This is a genomic window from Micromonospora sp. BS32, assembly GCF_059089345.1.
In genome coordinates this window covers 72648-86635 of record NZ_JBSSHR010000011.1, presented here as the reverse complement: position 1 = coordinate 86635, position 13988 = coordinate 72648, and the positions used below count along the sequence as shown (strand labels likewise).

The 13988-nt window shown below is 72.1% G+C and carries 13 protein-coding genes and 1 pseudogene; 6 read left to right on the top strand and 8 right to left on the bottom strand.

All coding sequences use genetic code 11. From position 1 onward, the window contains the following. Positions 1-7: 7 nt before the first annotated feature. The 3 genes from AC5RWQ_RS18030 to AC5RWQ_RS18020 are packed head-to-tail and all read right to left on the bottom strand — an operon-like array spanning position 8 to position 3127. Positions 8-841 (bottom strand): carbohydrate ABC transporter permease, encoded by an 834-nt coding sequence (locus tag AC5RWQ_RS18030; RefSeq protein ID WP_494283862.1) that lies wholly within the window; start codon positions 839-841, stop codon positions 8-10. A 1-nt stretch (position 842) separates the two neighbouring features. After that, the gene (locus AC5RWQ_RS18025; RefSeq protein WP_494283861.1) at positions 843-1838 is read right to left on the bottom strand and encodes a carbohydrate ABC transporter permease; all 996 of its coding nucleotides are present in this window, start codon (positions 1836-1838) and stop codon (positions 843-845) included. Beyond that, positions 1835-3127, bottom strand: coding sequence for an ABC transporter substrate-binding protein (locus tag AC5RWQ_RS18020; protein WP_494283860.1), 1293 nt, complete (start codon positions 3125-3127; stop codon positions 1835-1837). The genes AC5RWQ_RS18025 and AC5RWQ_RS18020 overlap by 4 nt, the downstream gene beginning before the upstream one ends. A 229-nt stretch (positions 3128-3356) precedes the next feature. Here AC5RWQ_RS18020 and AC5RWQ_RS18015 point away from each other — a divergent pair, with 229 nt between their 5' ends. The 5 genes and pseudogenes from AC5RWQ_RS18015 to AC5RWQ_RS17995 all read left to right on the top strand — a co-directional run bounded on the left by AC5RWQ_RS18015 (position 3357) and on the right by AC5RWQ_RS17995 (position 5626). Next, complete coding sequence (locus tag AC5RWQ_RS18015) at positions 3357-3935, top strand: DsbA family protein (protein WP_494283859.1); 579 nt, start codon at positions 3357-3359, stop codon at positions 3933-3935. Positions 3936-3988: 53 nt separating this feature from the next. Further along, a pseudogene (locus tag AC5RWQ_RS18010) lies at positions 3989-4229 on the top strand (VOC family protein); the annotation flags it as partial. A 21-nt stretch (positions 4230-4250) separates the two neighbouring features. Then, positions 4251-4658 (top strand): VOC family protein, encoded by a 408-nt coding sequence (locus tag AC5RWQ_RS18005; RefSeq protein ID WP_494283960.1) that lies wholly within the window; start codon positions 4251-4253, stop codon positions 4656-4658. A 213-nt stretch (positions 4659-4871) separates the two neighbouring features. Further along, on the top strand, positions 4872-5303 hold the full coding sequence (locus AC5RWQ_RS18000; protein ID WP_494283959.1) for a RusA family crossover junction endodeoxyribonuclease: 432 nt from the start codon (positions 4872-4874) through the stop codon (positions 5301-5303). A gap of 47 nt (positions 5304-5350) precedes the next feature. Then, entirely contained in the window at positions 5351-5626 is a 276-nt protein-coding gene (locus AC5RWQ_RS17995) for a hypothetical protein (RefSeq protein WP_494283858.1), read from the top strand. Positions 5627-5678: 52 nt separating this feature from the next. Here the strand turns inward: AC5RWQ_RS17995 and AC5RWQ_RS17990 are convergent, their stop codons facing one another. The 5 genes from AC5RWQ_RS17990 to AC5RWQ_RS17970 all read right to left on the bottom strand — a co-directional run bounded on the left by AC5RWQ_RS17990 (position 5679) and on the right by AC5RWQ_RS17970 (position 11936). Further along, entirely contained in the window at positions 5679-6386 is a 708-nt protein-coding gene (locus AC5RWQ_RS17990) for an AMIN-like domain-containing (lipo)protein (RefSeq protein WP_494283857.1), read from the bottom strand. Positions 6387-6474: 88 nt separating this feature from the next. After that, positions 6475-7152, bottom strand: coding sequence for a L,D-transpeptidase family protein (locus AC5RWQ_RS17985; protein ID WP_494283856.1), 678 nt, complete (start codon positions 7150-7152; stop codon positions 6475-6477). 466 nt (positions 7153-7618) lie between these two features. Continuing rightward, positions 7619-8407: a DUF4184 family protein gene (locus AC5RWQ_RS17980; RefSeq protein WP_494283855.1), complete on the bottom strand. Its 789-nt coding sequence runs from the start codon at positions 8405-8407 to the stop codon at positions 7619-7621. 22 nt (positions 8408-8429) lie between these two features. Further along, positions 8430-9128: an HAD family hydrolase gene (locus tag AC5RWQ_RS17975; protein ID WP_494283854.1), complete on the bottom strand. Its 699-nt coding sequence runs from the start codon at positions 9126-9128 to the stop codon at positions 8430-8432. A gap of 99 nt (positions 9129-9227) precedes the next feature. Further along, complete coding sequence (locus tag AC5RWQ_RS17970) at positions 9228-11936, bottom strand: MGH1-like glycoside hydrolase domain-containing protein (RefSeq protein WP_494283853.1); 2709 nt, start codon at positions 11934-11936, stop codon at positions 9228-9230. Between the two features lie 46 nt (positions 11937-11982). Here AC5RWQ_RS17970 and AC5RWQ_RS17965 point away from each other — a divergent pair, with 46 nt between their 5' ends. Then, on the top strand, positions 11983-13923 hold the full coding sequence (locus AC5RWQ_RS17965; RefSeq protein ID WP_494283852.1) for an amylo-alpha-1,6-glucosidase: 1941 nt from the start codon (positions 11983-11985) through the stop codon (positions 13921-13923). The last annotated feature ends 65 nt before the right edge of the window (positions 13924-13988 follow it).

Here is a 13988-nt window from a genome sequence, read left to right as displayed (position 1 = left end):
CTACCACCTATCCCTTGACTGCGCCGGAGGTCAGGCCGGAGACGATGCGGCGCTGGAAGAAGAGCACGAACAGGATGATCGGAATGGTGATCACCACGGCGGCGGCGCAGATCGCCCCGGTGGGGTCCTCGAACTGCGACTCGCCGGTGAAGAACGACAGCGCCACCGGGACCGTGCGGGCCCGCTCGGTCGAGGTGAGCGTGATGGCGAAGAGGAAGTCGTTCCAGCAGAAGATGAAGACCAGGATCGCCGTGGTGAACAGCCCCGGTGCGGCCAGCGGGGCGATGACCCGCCGGAACGCCTGGCCCTGGGTGGCGCCGTCCATCTTCGCGGCCTTCTCCAGGTCCCACGGGATCTGCTTGAAGAACGCCGACAGCGTGTAGATCGCCAGCGGCAGCGCGAAGGTGATGTACGGCAGGATCAGTCCCGGCCAGGTGTCGAAGAGGCCGAGCTGCCGCTCGATCTCGAACAGCGGCGACACCAGCGACACCTGCGGGAACATCGCGATCAGCAGGGAGACCCCGACCAGCAGCTTCTTGCCGGGGAAGTCCAGCCGGGAGATCGCGTACGCGGCCATCGCGCCGAGCACCACCGCGATGAGGGTGGCGATGAGCGCGATGCCGATCGAGTTGGCCAGGGCCCGGACGAACTGGTCGGTGTCGAAGATCGTCCGGTAGTTGTCCAGCGTCCACTCCCGCGGCCAGAACTTTCCGTCGGCGAGGGTGGCCGGGGTCTTGAAGGACAGCGAGGCGATCCAGAGCACCGGGATCAGCGCGAAGACCACGACGACGAGGTCCAGCACCCCCCAGCGCAGCTTCGCCCTGGTGGTTTCGGTGGCCATGTCAGCGCCTCTCCCCGTCGTCGCTGCCCGGGGCAGCGGTACCGAACAGCTTCACGAAGACGAAGGCGATGATCGCCACGGTGATGAAGATCAGCACCGACATCGTCGAGCCGATGCCGAGGTTGAGACCCCGGATCAGGTTGTTGTAGGCGAGCATCGACACCGACGAGGTCTCGTTGCCGCCCGCGGTCAGCACGAAGATGTTGTCGAAGACCCGGAACGCGTCGAGCGTGCGGAACAGGAGCGCGACCAGGATGGCCGGCTTCATCACCGGCAACATCACCTTGGTGAACCGCTGCCAGGCGGTCGCCCCGTCGGTGGAGGCGGCCTTGAGCAGGTCCTCCGGGACCAGCGCCAGCCCGGCCATCAGCAGCAGCGCCATGAACGGCGTGGTCTTCCAGATCTCGGCCAGCATGATGATCGCCAGCGAGCTGGCCCGCTCGGTCAGCGGCGCGCTGCCGTCGAAGAGGTTCGCGAGGTAGCCGGTGCCGGGGGTCCAGGCGTACCGCCAGGAGAAGGCGGCGACGACCGTGACGATGCCGTACGGGATCAGCGCCGCGGTGCGGACGATCCCCCGGCCGACCAGGGTCCGGTGCATGATCAGCGCCAGTCCCATGCCGAGCGCCAGCTCGATCGCGACGGTGACCACCGTGATCAGCATGGTGACGCCGAACGCCGTCCACCAGAACTGGTTGGTCAGCACGGTCGCGTAGTTCTCCAGCCCGATGAACTCGCGCTGGTCGGGGAAGCGCAGATCGAAGCGCTGGAGCGAGAGCCAGATCGAGTAGAGGATCGGGTACGCGGTGACCAGCACCATGACCAGCGCGGCCGGGGCGCAGAGCAGCCAGCCCAGCCGACGCTCGGCCTTCTTGTTCTCGCTCAGCGGGGCCCGGCCCCGGCGGCCGGTCCGCTGGGCCGGCACCGCCGCGTGCCGTCCGCCGGGGCGCTCGGCCTCGGCGGCGACGTCCGCGCCGGCGGGAGTGGCGTTGATGCTCATGGGAGGACCCCCTTGGACTGGAGGGCGTCGGAGATGGCGTCGCGCAGCTCGTCGGCGGTCTGCTCCGGCCTGATCGCCGAGGGCGGCGAGAGGATCGCCGACATCACCGTCGAGATGCTCTGGTACGCCGGGGTCAGCGGTCGCACCGCCGGCTCCTTGAGCTCCTCGAGGATGGTCTGCTTCATCGGGTACGCCTCGGCCATCTCCGGGTCGTCGTAGACCTTCTCGATGGTCGGCGGGACGCCGTCGTTGATCGCCGAGAACTTCTGGTTCTTCTCGTTGCGGATGCAGCGGGCCGCCTCGAAGCTCTCGGTCGGGTGCTTGGAGTACGTGCTGACCGCCATGTTCACCCCGCCGATGGTGACCTTGCTCGGGGTGTTCGCGTCCACGCCGGGCACCCGGGCCCACTTGACCTTCTTGGCCAACTCCGGGTCGGCCTCCTGCAACGCCGGGTAGACGAAGGGCCAGTTGACCTGGAAGGCGCCGGTGCCGGACTGGAACTCCAGCCGGACCGGGTCCTCGATGGCGTTGCTGAACGACGGCGACGTCACGCCAGACGTGGCGAACCGCTTGAGCTGGTCGAGCGCCTTGACGGTGCCGGCGTCCATCACGGCCTGCTTGCCGTCGTCGCTGAGGATCTTGCCGCCGGCGCTCTCCGCGAGGGTGTTGTAGAGGACAACCAGGCCCTCGTACTGGGCGCCCATGGTGAGCACCTGGTACGGCTTGCTCTGCCCCTTGAGGTCCTGAGCCGCCTTGATCATGTCGTCCCAGGTCTTCGGCGCCTGCTGCACCAGGTCGCTGCGGTACCAGAGCAGCTGCACGTTCGTGTTCTTCGGGGCGGCGTAGAGCTTGTCCTCGTAGCGGGCCGTCTCCAGCGGGCCGGGCAGCGTTCCCTGCTCCGCCTCGGCCTTGTCCTGACCCGTCCACTCGCGGATCCAGTCCGCGCTGGCGAACTCCTGGGTCCAGGTGACGTCGAGGCCGAGCACGTCCATCCCGGTGTCCTGGGCGGCGAGCCGGCGGACCAGCTGCACCCGCTGGTCGTCGGCCTGCCGGGGCAGCACCCGGTAGACGATCTTGTAGCGCCCCTGGGCCTGGCTGTTGCAGTCGTCGACCACCTTCTGCAGGTTCTGCTCCGGCGGGTAATACAGGTTGATCGTCGGCGTGCCGCCGCCACCACCGTCGGTACCGCACGCGGCCAGCGGCGCGACCAGGGCCAGCGCGGCGAGCGCCGCCCCGACCCGGGCACCGGGCCCACGCCGATGTCGGACCGCTTCGGGGTCTGTCGTCATCGCCCTCCCCTTCCTCGGCGAAACCGGGGAGAAGGCACCCGTGCCCCGGTGCACGGCGGAACGACCCGGGAACCGGCGGAAATCCGTACCGCCCGGGCGTTTCGTGCGGCCAACAGTGCCCGAGCTGGGACGTCGCGAAACCTTCCGGACACGAAACGTGATGGGCGACCGGCGATGTGGTGTGGATCACACCGCTGCGGGACGGCCGGCGGCCCCCTAGGCTCGGCCGATGGATGCCACCTTCTTCTTCGATCCCGCCTGCCCGTGGACCTGGCGCACCTCGCGCTGGCTGGTCGCCGTCGCCGAGGCTCGTGGGCTGAGCGTCGAGTGGCGGGCGTTCAGCCTGTCGATCCTCAACGAGGGCAATGTGCCACCGCAGTTCGCCGACGCGATGACCGCGTCGAGCCGGGCGCTGCGGCTGGTGGAGGCCCTGCGTGCGGAGGGCCGCGCCGACGATGCCGGCCGTTTCTACACCGAGCTGGGCGCGCGCACCCACGACGCGGGCAACCCGCTCTCCGCCGGGGCCGTGACCGCGGCCGTCGAGGCCGCCGGCCTGGGCGACGCGGCGGCGGCCCTCGACGACGAGCGTTGGGACGAGGCGGTACGTGCCTCGCACGCCCTGTCGTACGCGTCCGCCGGGCCGGACATCGGCTCGCCGGTGCTGGTGGTGCCCGGCGCCGAACGCGGCATCCACGGGCCGATCGTGACCGAGGTGCCGGGGACCGACGACGCGCTGGTCCTCTGGGACTCGCTGGTGCCGCTGCTGCGGATGCCCTCCTTCCACGAGATCAAGCGTGGTCGCCGCTGAGCCGGTGCAGCCGGCATGATGTCCGGGTGATCGCGCGTTTCAAGGACCTCTGCATGGACGCCGCCGACGCCCGCTCGCTGGCCGACTTCTGGGCCCGGATCCTGGGCGGGGAGGTGGTCGACACCGGCGACGGGGACTTCCGGGTCGATCCCCGGCCGGGTGGGGCCGGCCCGGAGTCGATCTGGGTCAACTCGGCCACGCACCGGCAAGACCCGCGTCCACCTCGACCTGCGCCTGGCCGGTCCGGATCCGGCGGCGCCGCTGGCCGCGGGCGCGCGGCTGGTCCGCGAGCCGGACGCCGAGGTCAGCTGGTGGGTGCTGGCCGACCCGGAGGGCAACCAGTTCTGCGTGTTCGCGCCCCGGGAGGGCACCCGGCCCGGCCCGTTCGAGCTGGTGGTCGACAGCGCCGACCCGGTCCGCCAGGCCACCTGGTGGGCCGGGGTGGTCGGCGGCACGGTGGAGACCACCGAGGAGGGGTACGCCTCGGTGGTCGGGGCGGCCGGCTTTGGATGGGACTACTGGGTCTTCGACCCGGTGCCGGAGCGCAAGCGGGTCAAGAACCGGGTGCACTGGGACGTCGACCTGACCGGCCCGGACGCCACCGCGCTGATCGCCGCCGGGGCGACCCTGCTGCGCGAGCCGACGGCCGATACCAACTGGTGGGTGCTGGCCGACCCGGAGGGCAACGAGTTCTGCGCCTTCGCGCCGCGACCGTCGGCCTGATCGGCCACCATCCCACCTGGTGAGCGTGGCGGGCTACCCAGGGCCCGCCGCGTCCATTAGCGTTTGATGAGCTCCGCAAGCCAGCGCGTCGCCGCCGTTGTCGATACGCCTCCGGCCAGCCCGGCCCGCCCGATCGGTTGGTTCTCGCGGGAACTCCCCTCTGCCGGTCCACCGGTTGGGCAGGATCGTCCCCAACGAGGAGGTGCTGCCGTGGTGCAGGACACCCGCGCTCTCGCCCTGACGTTCGAGGTGAGCGGCCTGCCACCGGTCAAGACCGAAGCGCTGTCCATCTTCGCCGCCGGGCACCGGCAGGCGACGAGGGTCCGCGCGCTGCTCCAGGCGGCCTGTGCCGCGGCCCAGCACACCGGCTGGACGCCGCTGACCGGGCCCGTCGAGGTCGACCTGATCCTGCGCTGCCCGCCCGGGCACCGCACCTCGGACGCCAGCACCCTGCTGGGCGGCGTGTGTGCGGTGCTCCAGGACAAGAAACGGGTGGCCAACATCGGCCTGGCCCACCTCGGTGTCCTGGTCGACGTCGCGCTCTACGACGACGACCGGCAGATCCGCCGGCTGTCGTACGTGGAGGAGCCCGCGGAGGACTTCTCGTACCAGGTGCGGGTGGCCGCCGTACCCGCCGGGGTTTGACCGACGCCCGTGGTGGGGTACCGCGGACGCCGACGAAGGGAGCGCCGATGTCGGAGCCACATGTCACGCTCGACCCGAGCGGGCTGGACCCTGTGCAGCAGAAGCTGCGCGGCCCGTTGGAGGAGCAGCTGACGTCGGCCCTGCAGGCGGCCACCGAACGGATCCGCGCCAGCTACGCGGGCGAGCCGGTCGAGCAGGTCTGCCAGCGGCTGCTCGACGAGACCCGCGCCGGGCTGCACCCGGACATCGCCGCCGGGTTCAACCCGGACATGGACGAGTTCTGCCGGGTGGCGGTGGCGATCGTCCGTGGCGGGGCCTCCTGAGGCACGCGACATCCGACCGCGCCGGCGCTGAGGCCGGCGCGGTCGGTGCCTGTCAGCTCCGGCGGACGTCCACCGAGACGACGTGGGTGCCGTCGGGCCGGGTGGACTCCCCCAGCCGCACCGGCAGCCCGCCGCGCGACAGTCCCAGCCCGAAGCTGAGGTGGCCCTCGAAGTCACCGGCCGGCGCCCAACCGCGCAGCGTCGGGTAGCCCACGGCGCGGGGCGGCGTGCTCGCCGTACCGGCGCCGCTGCTGTCGTGCGCCTGGGCGGGCGAGAACCGGACGGCGAGGAAGGCCGTACCCGGCAGGTCGACCGGCGCGCCGCTGCCGTCCTGCTCCACCCGGGCCACGTACGCCACCTCGTAGCTGGGGGTCGGGCCGCGGAAGGCGAAGGTGATCCGGCTGAAGTTCTCGTCCGGGTGGTCGCCGACCCGCACCTCGACGAGGACCGGTAGCGGCTCCCCCGGCGGTGGGTTGACCGGGGGGCGGACGACGTGGCCGACCCGGGCGGCGCTGGTGGGCACCGCCCAGCCGTAGGTGACGTGCCAGCCCCCCGGCGCAGCGGTCCGGGTGGCGGACGGTCCGGTGGTGGCAGGTCCGGTGGTGGCCGGGCCGGTGGTGGCGGGCCCGGTGGCGCTGGTGCCCGCGGAGGGCACGGTCGTCGTCGGGGACGCGGGCGTCGCGCCGTCTTGGCCGGTCGTGCAGGCAGCCAGGAGCAGCACGACCAGGCTGGCGAGCAGTGGTACGCGCTGACGTGTCATACCTCAGTCTGGCGCCAGCGAGCGGCTCCGGATCAGAGGCGATGGTCCCCTGCCGGCAGGACCGCCCGCCGCATCCCGGCCGGCCCGGTCAGTACCGGCCGAGGTTCTGCGCCGGGCACATCACGATCCGCGGCGCGCGGGCCGGGTCCAGCCACTTCAGCACCGACACCAGGTTGGCGTGCGACATGCTGACGCAGCCGGCGGTCGGGTTGCCGGCGGCGGTGCTGTACTCGTGCAGGAAGATGCCGCTGCCCGCGTTCGGGACCGGCGTCGCCACGTTCGGCGGCATGTTGTAGGTGATCACCGCGAAGTGGGTGTACGCCGGGACCTCCTGCCACAGCGCCTCGCTGTAGCCGCCCGGGTTGGTGGTGGTGTGCTGGAAGGTGTTGTAGGCCGCCGAGTTGGGGTTCTCGTTCCACCAGTCGTACTGCACGACCTGGTGGTACGGGAAGCTCACGCCCGGGTTCGCGCCGATGCCGTACATGGTGGGGCCGAAGGCGTACACCCCGGTGGGCGTGGTGGCCACCCCCTCGACGTGGTTGTCGCTGAACCCCTTCGCGCCGATCCGCGCGGGCAGCGGCGGCGAGACGGCGACCCAGTGCCCGCCGGCCCGGTGGAACGTCTCCAGCGTCGCGTACGTCGTGCTGTAGCTGTCGCCGGTGACGATGACGACCTGGCCGGTCTCGGCGGGGAGGGTGGTCAGCCGGGAGGCCCGGTTGGGCGGCGGGAGCGGCCGGTCCCGCCCGGTCGAGGGTGTCGTCTCCATTCCGGAGATGATCGCACCCGAACCAGTTTCGTGACGTCCCGGAAATGGTGACGGATCTCCCGCCACAATTACGGCGGGTCGATGTAACACCGGAGCCGTGGCTGACGCTTTACCGGAACGGTGGAGAAGGCAGATCGATTTCCCTTGGCGGGATGGCGGGTCAGGACCGGGTCCGCAACTCCCCGGTCCTGACCGCCAGCCGTCCGGCGTGGTAGCGGAATTCGCCTGTGCGAGCGCGGCGGGCGTGGCACGCCGCCCACGCCGGGCCCAGCACGGCGAGCCGGCCCGCCTGCACTCAGCTCCACGGTGCCCAACTACCGGACTTCGGCGCGTTCCCGACTCACCCCGAAGAGCCGTGAACGCGGGGCCAGATTAGGCATCCCGAGCAGCATCGGACAAGCATTTCCGCAGCCGGATTAATGTGATTGACGGCAATCCTGAATTGCGGCAGTTCGACGTAACGCGCTCAGCCGGCGCGACGCTGGTTCTCCTCGAGGCGACCCGTCCACCCATCGTCTTCCGGCCCGGCCGACGGAGGGCTCGCCGCCCACCCGCCGGCGATCAACGCGAGCGCCGCCAGGTGCAGCATCCGCACCCCGGCGGGGGCCGGCACCGTGGCGGCGGGCAGCACCGGCAGCAGGGTCGCCCCGACGGCGATGACCGTCAGCGCCACGCCCCAGAAGGCCACCGGCCGGGTCGGCGGCACGGGCGGCCGTACGCCGGAGAAGATCTCTCCCCGGCGGGCGGCCCACACCGCGAGGGCCACCACGAACAGCCCGCCGACCGCGGTGCTCATCAGGTCGGCGAAGAACCACCAGTACATCCCGGTGGCCGCGGGAAAGTCCACCCCCAGGGCCCGCAGCCAGCCGTCGGTGTGGGTCACCCGGTCCCAGGCGACGTGGCTGGCCGCCCCGATCAGCGCGGAGCAGACGGTCACCGGCCAGGGGTGGCGGACGGCGCCCAGCGCGGCGTGGTCCAACCAGCCGAACAGCCGGGCCCCGGGCAGGTGCACGGCGATGCCGGCCACCGTGCGCCGGACGACCCAGGCGTAGCAGAGCGCCACCGGCAGGCACCACCAGATCAGCCCGCCCACCGTGTGCGTCCGGGCGCCGAGGTCCAGCCGGGTGCCGGTGACCAGGTACGCCACGTCCGGCGCGACCGCGCCGGTGGCCAGCGCCACCCCGTCGAACCAGTGCGGTCGCCACAGCTTCAGCGGCAGGACCGGCGCCAGGTGGGAGGGAAACGTCAGCGGCACGAACCGGACGTTACCGGGCCGGTCAGAAGTGTCGGAGCAGGTCGGGGAAGCCGGCCAGCCGCAGCACGCCCTCGTCGTCCGGGTCCACCTCGTCGTGCTCCAGCACCCAGGTGTTGTCGTTCGGGATGAACACCGCCCGCATCCCGGCCGCCCGGGCCGGGAGGACGTCGGACTTCGGGGAGTTGCCGACCATCCAGGCGACGGCCGGGTCGAAGCCGTGCTCGGCGGCCAGCCACCGGTAGGTGTCCGCGTCCTTCTCCCGCACCACGTGCGCGGCGCGGAAGTGGTGCAGCAGCCCGCAGGCGTCGAGCTTGCGCTGCTGCTCCTCGTGGTCGCCCTTGGTCAGCAGCAGCAGGTCGTACCGGCCGGCGAGGGTGGCGAGGGTGTCGGCGACCCCGGGCATCAGCTCGACCTGGTGGGCGACGAGCGCGGCGGCCAGCGCGTCGATCTCCCGTCGCTCCCGCTCGGTGGCCGGGCGGGCGCGCAGCCGCTCCAGGCACTCCCCCAGGCTGCGCAGGAAGACCTTGCTGCCGTACCCGTGCACGACCGCGTTGGCCCGCTCGATGTCGTCCAGCACGGCCCGGATCTCGACCCGGTCCAGGGTCGGGTGGTCCAGCCACGCCAGGAAGTCGTCGATCACCCGCTCGAAGACGACGTTGTTCTCCCAGAGCGTGTCGTCGGCGTCGAAGACGAGCACCTTGGTGTCCGTACGCTGTGCCATCGGTCCCTCCCCAGGTCGGCCGGCCCGGCCACGTTACTGCGCCGCGGCGACCCGCCACATCCCGGTTTCGGCGGGCCCGGCGACGGGCGCCGGGGCCGGTCACCGGCGCAGGGTGAGGATCAGGTCGGCGACCAGCGCGGTCCACCCGGTCTGGTGCCACGCCCCCAGCCCGGCGCCGTTGTCGCCGTGGAAGTACTCCGGGAAGGAGATCAGGTCCCGCCAGTCCGGGTGGGTCTGGAAGAGCTGCGCGGCGCCGTAGATCGGGCGTCGCCCCCAGCCGTCCCGGGTGAAGAGCGAGATCAGCCGGACGGAGAGGTCGTCGGCGATCTCGTCGAGGGTGCACTTGCGGCCGGACCGGGTCGGGTACTCCACCTGGAGGTCGTCGCCGAAGAACGCGGCGTAGTCGCGCAGCGCGCTGATCAGCAAGAAGTTCGTCGGCATCCAGATCGGGCCGCGCCAGTTGGAGTTGCCGCCGAACAGGCCACTGGTCGACTCGGCCGGCTCGTAGCCGACGCAGAACTCCTGGCCGCCGAGGGTCACCGCGAAGGGCTTGTCCAGGTGCGCGCGGCTGAGCGTCCGCAGGCCGTACTCGGAGAGGAACTCGTCGGTGTCCAGCATCCGGGCCAGCAGCCGGGTCACCTGCTCGGGGCCGACCATGGAGAACAGCCGCTGCTGCCGGCCGTCCGGGCCGAGCCGGCGGGCGCCGATCACGTCGGCGTACTCGGGACGGTGGGTGAGGAACCAGCGCAGCCGGGCGCCCAGCTCAGGCAGGCGTTGCAGGGTCTTCGCGGTGAGCCGGGTGGTGGCCGCCAGCGGCAGCAGCCCGACCACCGAGCGCACCTTCAGCGGCACCTGGCTGCCGTCGGCCAGCCGCAGCACGTCGTAGAAGAAGGCGTCCTCGTCGTCCCAGAGGCCCTGCTCGTACGCGGCGGCGGCGATGTACGCGAAGTGCTCGAAGAACTTGGTGGCGGTGTCCACGTACGCCCGGTCGTGCTCGGCCAGCACGATCGCCATGTCCAGCATGTTGAGCGCGTACATCGCCATCCAGCCGGTGCCGTCGGACTGCTCCAGCACCCCGGCCACCGGCAGGGCCGCCGAGCGGTCGAACGGGCCGACGTTGTCCAGCCCGAGGAAGCCGCCCTCGAAGACGTTGTTGCCGCCGGTGTCCTTGCGGTTGACCCACCAGGTGAAGTTGAGCAGCAGCTTGTGCATCACCCGGGCCAGGAACGCGTGGTCGGTGGAGCCGTCGATCTCGAACACCTTGAGCGCGGCCCAGGCGTGCACCGGCGGGTTCACGTCACCGAACGCCCACTCGTACGCCGGGATCTGGCCGTTGGGGTGCAGGTACCACTCGCGGAGCAGGAGCAGCAGCTGCTCCTTGGCGAAGCCCGGGTCGACCCGGGCGATGCTGACGCAGTGGAAGGCCAGGTCCCAGGCCGCGTACCAGGGATACTCCCAGGGGTCGGGCATGGAGATCACGTCGAAGCTGTTCATGTGCCACCAGGCGCTGTTGCGCCCGTGCCGGCGCCCGGCCGGCGGCGGCGCCGAGCCCGGATCGCCCTCCAGCCACCGCTTGACGTCGAAGTGGTAGAACTGCTTGCCCCACATCAGGCCGGCGATCGCCTGCCGGGCCACCAGGGCCTCGTCGGCGCTGGCCGCGGCGGGGATGACGTCGGCGAAGAACCGGTTCGCCTCGGCCCGCCGGGCCCAGACCACCGCGTCGAAGCCGTCGCCGAGGTCCGCCGGGGGCGGGACCGTCCCGCCGGGCGGCGGCGCCGTCCGGGTCAGCCGCAGCCTGATCTGCCGCCGGCCGCCCGCCGGCACGTCCAGCACGTAGTGCAGCGCGCCCTTGGTGCCCTCCCGGTCCGGGTTGACCGTGTCCGCGCCGGCCACCACGTGGTCGTTGATCCCGTCCTTCGGGTACGCCGAGCGTCCCGGCAGCCCCCAGAGCCGCTCGGCGTTGGTGTCGTTGTCGCAGAGCAGCGGGGTCGGCTCGCCGTCGCCCTCGAGCAGGAGCTGGCCCAGCACCCGGTGCTCGCCGAGCAGTCGGGAGCCCTCGCCGACCAGCCGGGGCACCCGGTCCGTGCCGGGCAGCCCCCAGGCCCAGGTGTTGCGGAACCAGAGGGTGGGCAGCACGTGCAGGGTGGCGTCCCGGTCACCCCGGTTGGCCACGGTGACCACCATGCACATGTCGGTCGGCGAGGCCTTGGCGTAGTCGACGGTGACCGCCCAGTACCGGTCGTCGTCGAAGATCCCGGTGTCGACCAGCTCGTACTCGGTGTCGTCGCGGCCACGCAGCGCGTTCACGGCGACCAGCTCGTCGTACGGGAAGGCGGCCTGCGGGTAGTGGTAGCGCCAGCGCATCCAGGAGTGGGTCGGGGTGGAGTCCTCGTACCACCAGTACTCCTTGACGTCCTCGCCGTGGTTGCCGCCGTCGCCGCCGAGGCCGAACATCCGCTCCTTGAGGATCGGGTCCTCGCCGTTCCAGAGCGCGAGGGCGAAGCAGAAGGTCTGCCGGTCGTCGCAGACGCCCGCCATACCGTCCTCGTTCCACCGGTAGGCTCTGGACCGCGCGTGGTCGTGGGGGAAGTAGTCCCACGCCGTCCCGTGCTCGCTGTAGTCCTCCCGTACCGTCCCCCACGCCCGCTCGGACAGATAGGGACCCCATGCGCGCCAGTCCTGCTCCCCGGCATCTGCCTGGGCGAGCCGGAGCCGCTCGGCGTCGGGGGACGGTGCGTCGGAGGGCGATCTGTCGGTGAACACGTGCACATCTTCGACGCCGCCCGGGTGCTTCACCACAGGGGTCATTGTCGTCGTGGCGTGTTCCACCCCGCCGCCGCAGGAGGAAAGTTAGTTGATCGAGATCGGTTTCGGCCCCCAGGTCTGCGGCGAGCTGGCCGCTGGGGCGACCCGCGAGTGGCTGCTCACCGACGGCCTCGGCGGGTACGCCATGGGCACCGTCAGCGGGTTGCGGACCCGCCGCTACCACGGGCTGCTGGTGGTGGCCGGCGCGACGCCGGCGTCCCGGACGGTGGGTCTGGTCAGCCTGGACCCGGCGGTGACGCTGCCCTCGGGGGCCACCGTCCGGCTGGGCGCGCACGAGTGGTCCTCGGGCGTGGTGGACCCGCGCGGCTACGAGCTGCTGGAGCGCTTCGAGCTGGTCGACGGCCTGCCGCGCTGGCGGTGGCGGATCGGTGACGTGGTGATCGAGCGGGAGCTGGCCATGACGTACGGCCGGCCCGGCGTGGCGGTGGTGCACCGGCTGGTCGCCGGCGGCCCGGTCCGGTTGGCGCTGGCCGCGGCAACCACCTGGCGGGACGCGCACGGGGAGCGGCACGCCGACGGGCCGACGCCCCGGCTGGAGCCGGTGGACGGCGGCGCGGTGGTCGAGGGGGCGTTCCGGCTGGCCGGCCCGGACTGGACGCCCGCGGGGCAGTGGTGGCGTGGCGCGTACCACCGGGAGGAGGCCGCGCGCGGGCTGCACCCGGAGGAGGACCTCTGGTACGCGGGCCGGTTCGCCGGCGCGCTGGACCGCCCGGGCGACACCGTCGAGGTGCTGGCCTGGGCCGGTGACCTGGCCGATCCGCCGCCACCGGCGACGGAGGTGGTCGCGGCGGCCCGGCGACGGCATCGGGCGGTGGTGGCCGCGGCGAAGCCGGCCGACCCGGTGCAGGCCACCGTGACGCTGGCCGCCGACGCGTTCGTGGTGCGCGCCCCGGCCGGCCCGGACGTGGTGGCCGGCTACCCGTGGTTCGGCGCCTGGTCGCGGGACACGATGACCTCGTACGAGGGGTTGTTCCTCTGCACCAACCGGGCCGACGAGGGGCGCGAGCTGCTCCGTTCGTACGCGGCGACGCTGTCGGAGGGGATGCTGGCGAACACCGCCGACACCGGCCGGGTGGAGTACAACACCGTCGACGCGACGCTGTGGTTCCTGCACGCGGTGAGCCGGCACGTGACGGTCACTGGCGACACCGACCTCGGCGACGAGCTGCTGCCGGCGCTGCAGGGGGTGGTCGAGTCACACGTGGCCGGCACCCGGTACGGCATCGCCGTCGACCCGGTGGACGGGCTGATCACTCAGGGCGGCACCCCGGGCACCGCGCTGACCTGGATGGACGCCCGGGTGTACGGGGTGCCGGTGACTCCGCGTACCGGCAAGCCGGTGGAGGTCAACGCGCTCTGGGTGAACGGGCTGGCCGGGATGGCCGAGCTGACCGAGCTGGCCGGGCGGGACGCGGGCGAGCTGTGGCGGCTGCACGACCGGGCCCGGGACGCGTTCCGCAAGCGGTTCCCGGCGCCGACGGGCTGGCTGCACGACGTGGTGGACGCGCCGGCGCCGGCCTACCCGCTGGGCGGGGCGGCGCACCACGACGACGACCTGCTCCGGCCGAACCAGCTGCTGGCCTGGTCGCTGCCGTTCGCCCCGCTGGAGCCGGACCCGGCCGCGCTGCGCCGGGTGGCGGCGGGGCTGTTCACCCCGCTGGGCCCGCGCAGCCTCTCCCCGGACTCACCCGAGTTCACGCCCCGGCACCGGGGCGGGCCGGCGGAGCGGGACGGGGCGTACCACCAGGGGACCGTCTGGCCGTGGCTGGTGGGGCCGTTCGTCGAGGCGTACCGGAAGGCCGGGCTGCCCACCGATGACCTTTTGGTTGGACTTGAGGGCCATTTGGGGGAGTTTGGCCTAGGGTCGGTCAGCGAGACGGCCGACGGCAGCGCGCCGCACGCCGCCACCGGCTGCCCCTTCCAGGCCTGGTCGGTGGCCGAACTGCTGCGCGTCCGACGGGTCGGATAGGCACGCGTTACACACCGGCAACGACGGTGTCTCCGCTGGTTATCCGACCCCGGGCAGGATGGGCT